We start from the raw sequence: 5737 nt of genomic DNA, 5'->3' as shown, positions 1-5737 counted from the left end.
AGTGTTTAGTCATTATTTTGGCGTTAATTATGGTACATAGCTTGCTTAAAACGCCTTAATTATCAACCATACCTAAACTTTTAGGCCAAAGCGGTCGCGTATTAATAGTAAGAGCTAACGTGACGCTTCAATCGATTGAGATCTCTCGTAGTATGAAGTTAAGCCTGCCATTTGCAGATAAATTGCCACGAATCCCTCAGCGTGAAATGCCAGCTATTGGCGCGCCGGTGATGGTTTTGGCCACCTTAGCGATGGTGGTGCTGCCTATTCCAGCCTTTTTGCTGGATATGTTCTTCACCTTTAACATCGCGTTGTCGATGGTGGTGTTGTTAGTGACCGTTTACACACGTCGTCCGTTGGACTTCGCCGCTTTTCCGACGGTACTGCTGATCGCGACCTTGTTGCGTTTGGCGCTGAACGTTGCCTCGACACGTGTCGTCTTACTGCATGGTCATGAAGGCGGCAACGCGGCAGGTAACGTAATTGAAGCGTTTGGTAATGTCGTTATTGGTGGTAACTACGCGGTCGGCTTAGTGGTTTTCCTCATCTTAATGATCATCAACTTTATGGTGGTGACCAAAGGTGCGGGTCGTATCTCTGAGGTAAGTGCTCGCTTCACCCTTGATGCGTTGCCAGGTAAGCAGATGGCGATTGATGCGGACTTAAATGCTGGATTGATAGACCAAGAACAAGCAAGAGTTCGTCGTTTTGAAGTGACAAAAGAAGCGGATTTCTATGGTTCAATGGATGGTGCCTCGAAGTTCGTAAAAGGTGACGCGATTGCCGGTATTTTGATTCTGTTTATCAACATCGTCGGCGGTCTGTCGATCGGTATGGCGCAGTATGGATTGGGTTTCGGTGAGGCAATTGAAATCTATACTTTGCTGACGATTGGTGACGGCCTAGTTGCACAGATTCCATCGCTATTGCTGTCGATTGCAGCGGCGATGATGGTGACGCGTCAAAACACCGATGAAGACATGGGTGAACAGCTGGTCTTCCAGATGTTCGACAACCCAAAAGCACTGATGATTACCGCAGCTATTCTCGGTGTGATGGGCATCGTACCGGGCATGCCACACTTTGCGTTTTTGAGTCTGGCGGTCGCGGCTGGCGCGGCGGCGTATTTCATCGATAAACGCCAAAAGCAGAAAGCGAAAGAACCGGCTTTACCAGCGAAAGCCGACGAAGGTGCAGAGCCTTCATCGCAACGCGAGCTTTCTTGGGACGACGTCCAGCCAGTCGATATTATTGGCCTAGAAGTGGGTTACCGCTTGATTCCGCTAGTGGACCGAGACCAAGGCGGAGAACTGTTAGAGCGCGTAAAAGGTGTGCGTAAAAAGCTATCGCAAGATTTTGGGTTCTTAATCCCTGCGGTTCACATACGTGACAACCTTGAACTGACGCCAAACAGCTATCGAATCACATTAATGGGGGTTGCGGTGGGCGAAGCTGAGATTCGTCCGGATCAAGAGCTAGCGATTAACCCAGGTCAGGTGTATGGCATGATTGATGGCGAGCCAACCATTGACCCTGCATTTGGATTGGAAGCCGTATGGATTCGCGAAGATCAGCGTGAGCATGCTCAGGCGTTAGGTTATACGGTTGTTGACTCATCGACAGTATTAGCGACGCACCTGAGCCAGTTATTGACTAATAACGCATCGCAGTTGATTGGTCATGAAGAAGTAGAGAATTTATTAGAAATGTTAGGACGCAGCGCGCCTAAGTTGGTTGAGAACTTTGTTCCTGACCAATTACCATTAGGTGTGGTGGTGAAAGTCCTACAAAACTTGTTAAACGAGGCCATTCCAATCCGCGATATTCGCACGATTGTTCAAACTTTGGCTGAGTACTCAAGTAAGAGTCAAGAAGCTGACATATTGACGGCAGCAGTTCGAATTAGTCTTAAACGCCTAATTGTTCAAGAAATCAATGGTATAGAGCCTGAGCTGCCAGTGATTACTTTGATACCTGAACTGGAACAAATATTGCATCAAACTATGCAAGCATCAGGAGGCGAATCCGCGGGGATTGAACCGGGGCTCGCTGAACGATTGCAGTCTTCACTAAGCCAAGCGACACAGGAACAAGAATTGAAAGGCGAGCCAGCCGTTCTGCTTACTTCCGGTGTATTACGCTCGACGTTGGCGAAATTTGTGAAGAACACAATACCTAATCTCCGGGTACTGTCTTACCAAGAAATCCCGGATGAAAAACAGATCAGAATTGTGCAAGCCGTGGGTAACTGATCTCACGCATCATTAATGGATTCATAGTTTGAAAATAAAGCGATTTTTTGCCAAAGACATGAGAACGGCGCTGCTCCAAGTGAAAGAGGAGTTAGGCGCGGAAGCGGTGATCATGTCAAACAAGAAAGTGGCTGGTGGGGTGGCGATTGTTGCGGCGATAGATAGTGAATCTAACCCGTCTCAAGCAAGCGCTGCGTCACAACAAAATCGCGGTGCTTCTCAATCGAATCGCTATAACGAACATCGTCAAATGTCATCGTCTTCTGCAGATCGTTATCAAGATCGTCATTTAGATGAAGATAAAATTAGCCTGAACAGTAATAACAGTAACAACGAAAAAACAGGCTCGATGACGCAGCGATTCGCTAACATGCTTAAGCAATATAGTGGTGGTGCAGCAGATGCTGACGATCATGTAGCGGAAAATGAAGATTCGCTCTCTGCTTTATTGCAACGCCAGAATAAGCATCGCGACGGCTACAACCAAGAAAAGCCAGCGCCATATCAACCAGATTCACCTTTGGCGAAGTTAATCGCACAAGATAATCGATTTGAGCGTCCAACGCCGAAGCTGGATCCGACACGCTATGATCGCCGCCGTCCAAGTGATGAGCGAGAAGAGTCTGAAGATGAGCTGGAGAGTATGCGCGAAGAGATGACGTCAATTCGTCGTCTTCTAGAGCATCAAGTCTCTGGCCTAATGTGGCAGGAAGTGGAACGTCGTGAGCCGCTCAGAGCAATGCTGATTAAGCGCTTAGAGCGTATGGGCGTTTCTCCGGAGTTAGCAGACCAAATGGCTTGCTATATCCCGGAAGATACAAAACCAGCGCGAGCGTGGAAAGCGTTGTTGTCGCTGGTGGCGGATCAAATCAATATTCCTAAACAGGACATTTTAAAACGTGGTGGTGTGGTCGCACTGTTAGGTCCGACGGGGGTGGGGAAAACAACCACCGTTGCGAAGCTCGCAGCACGTGCCGCCATGGAATACGGTGCCGACAATGTGGCCCTTGTGACAACAGATACATATCGCATAGGTGCACATGAGCAGCTCTCAATTTACGGAAGAATCATGGGTTGTCCCGTAAGAGTTGCTAAAGATTCTAACGAGTTAGCCGATGTTATATATCAGCTAAGAAACAGAAGACTGATTTTGGTCGATACGGCAGGGATGGGGCAACGAGATGTCAGGCTTTCTGAGCAGCTCGATACTCTAATGCAAGAGAGCGGAGAAGTGATTCACAGCTACCTTGTTTTGCCAGCTACCGCACAACGTCGCGTTCTACAAGAAACGCTGGATCACTTCCGACGCATACCACTTTCGGGTTGTATTATGACGAAGCTTGATGAGTCATTAAGTCTAGGCGAATTCATCAGTGTAGTGATTCAAAACGCAATGCCAGTGGCTTACATCGCTAATGGTCAGCGCGTGCCAGAAGACATTGTGATAGCGCAACCAAAATATATGCTTGCGAAAGCAAATGAACTGTTAGAGAAGTCGACAGAGAACGAACCTCACTTTTGGAACAGTGACAGTGAAGGACTCTAAGGCGGCGGACTACTATGACTGAGAATATGATACACGATCAAGCAAGCGGCCTCCGTCGCTTAACACAACCATCGTTGACCAAAGTAATTGCTGTTACTGGCGGCAAAGGTGGTGTGGGGAAATCAAACGTAACACTGGGTCTGGCGATTTGTATGGCTCGCCAAGGCAAGAAGGTGATGGTTCTCGACGCTGATTTAGGTCTGGCCAATGTGGACGTGATGCTCGGAATTCGTGCAAAACGTAATCTAGGACATGTCTTAGCGGGTGAATGTGAGCTAAAAGATGCGATTGTCGAAGGGCCTTATGGTATAAAGATAATCCCTGCAACTTCTGGCACACAGAGCATGACTGAGCTTTCTCACGCTCAACATGCTGGACTCATTCGAGCATTTGGTAGTCTTGAAGACGAAATGGACGTCCTGCTGATAGATACCGCCGCAGGCATTTCTGACATGGTAATCAGTTTTTCGCGAGCAGCTCAAGACGTCGTTGTGGTTGTGTGTGATGAACCAACTTCAATCACAGATGCATATGCGTTAATTAAGCTGTTAAGTAAAGAACACCAGGTCCAACGCTTTAAAGTTGTAGCAAATATGGTCAGAAGCTACCGTGAAGGGCGAGAATTGTTTGCAAAGTTGACGCTAGTCACAGAGCGATTCTTGAATGTCAGCCTTGAACTCGTAGCATGTATTCCATTAGATGATAAAGTACGACAGGCTGTAAAAAGACAAAAAATTGTCGTTGATGCGTTCCCTCGCTCATCTGCCGCTTTAGCTATCAGCTCACTAGCAAACAAAGCGTTAACGTGGCCACTACCGAAAACACCAAGTGGACACTTGGAATTTTTTGTGGAAAGGTTGCTAAATCGTACCGAATTCGCAGAGGACCCTTTTGGTGAATAAAGCGATAACCTATGACCAACATGGCAAGTTTAATAGCCAGCAAGCGTTTATAGAGCGCTACTCAGTGTTGGTTAAGCGCATTGCTCACCACCTATTAGGCCGTTTACCGCCGAGTGTTCAGGTAGAGGATTTAATTCAGGCCGGCATGATCGGTCTTATCGAAGCTCAGCAGAATTATGATGGTTCTAAAGGTGCGAGCTTTGAAACTTATGCAGGTATCCGTATTCGCGGTGCAATGTTAGATGACATGCGCAAAGGCGATTGGGTACCGCGTTCTGTTCATAAAAATAATCGAGAGATTAACCAAGCGATTGCGGAACTGGAAGGCGAATTAAATAGAGATCCTACTGATTCTGAAGTAGCCACGCATCTCGGTATGACACTGGATCAATATCATAGTGCTCTGACCGATATCAACTGCTCAAAATTAGTCGGTATTGAAGATTTAGGCGTTTCTGATGATGTGATTTCACCTGCAGATGAAACTGATGACAGTAACCCGTTCAAAGGGGTTGCCGATGAATCATTTCGAAAAGCACTGGTTGAATCAATAAAACAGCTTCCAGAGCGTGAAGCTTTGGTACTTTCGCTTTATTATGATGAAGAACTCAATTTGAAAGAAATTGGCGATGTGTTAGGCGTAAGCGAATCTCGCGTAAGTCAAATACTGAGTCAAGCGATGCAACGTTTGCGCACCAAGCTCAGTGCGTGGACACAAAATGACTAAAAACACTGATTTTACGATTCAGTGGAGGCAATTTTGAATAAAAACATGAAGATCCTTATTGTTGATGATTTCTCAACAATGCGCCGTATTGTTAAAAACCTGCTTCGTGACTTGGGTTTCAATAACACTCAAGAAGCGGACGATGGTTTAACCGCATTACCAATGCTGAAAAAAGGTGACTTCGATTTTGTTGTAACTGACTGGAACATGCCAGGTATGCAAGGCATCGATTTGCTTAAACACATCCGCGCGGATGCAGAACTTAAGCATTTGCCAGTTCTAATGATCACGGCTGAAGCGAAGCGTGAGC

5 protein-coding genes are annotated in these 5737 nt (G+C 46.7%); all 5 read left to right on the top strand.

The genetic code is table 11. The features are described 5' to 3' along the window. The first annotated feature begins 152 nt into the window (after positions 1-152). A complete protein-coding gene (flhA, locus tag CAG69_RS13480; protein ID WP_053808936.1) occupies positions 153-2252 on the top strand; it encodes a flagellar biosynthesis protein FlhA in 2100 nt (699 codons plus the stop codon). Positions 2253-2280: 28 nt separating this feature from the next. Further along, on the top strand, positions 2281-3798 hold the full coding sequence (flhF, locus tag CAG69_RS13475) for a flagellar biosynthesis protein FlhF (protein WP_161444644.1): 1518 nt from the start codon (positions 2281-2283) through the stop codon (positions 3796-3798). A 14-nt stretch (positions 3799-3812) separates the two neighbouring features. Then, positions 3813-4700 (top strand): MinD/ParA family protein, encoded by an 888-nt coding sequence (locus tag CAG69_RS13470; RefSeq protein ID WP_161444642.1) that lies wholly within the window; start codon positions 3813-3815, stop codon positions 4698-4700. Further along, positions 4693-5427, top strand: a complete 735-nt coding sequence (locus CAG69_RS13465) for an RNA polymerase sigma factor FliA (RefSeq protein WP_048625854.1) — start codon at positions 4693-4695, stop codon at positions 5425-5427. Before CAG69_RS13470 ends, CAG69_RS13465 begins: the two co-directional genes overlap by 8 nt. 45 nt (positions 5428-5472) lie before the next feature. Next, positions 5473-5737, top strand: a 265-nt coding sequence (locus CAG69_RS13460) for a response regulator (protein WP_161444646.1), incomplete at its 3' end; no start/stop codon positions are given.

This window comes from Vibrio sp. V43_P6S15P86 (genome assembly GCF_009904725.1).
GTDB classification, from domain to species: Bacteria; Pseudomonadota; Gammaproteobacteria; order Enterobacterales; family Vibrionaceae; genus Vibrio; species Vibrio diabolicus.
The sequence above is the reverse complement of the archived record's forward strand: the minus strand, read 5'-3'. Positions and strand labels throughout refer to the sequence as shown.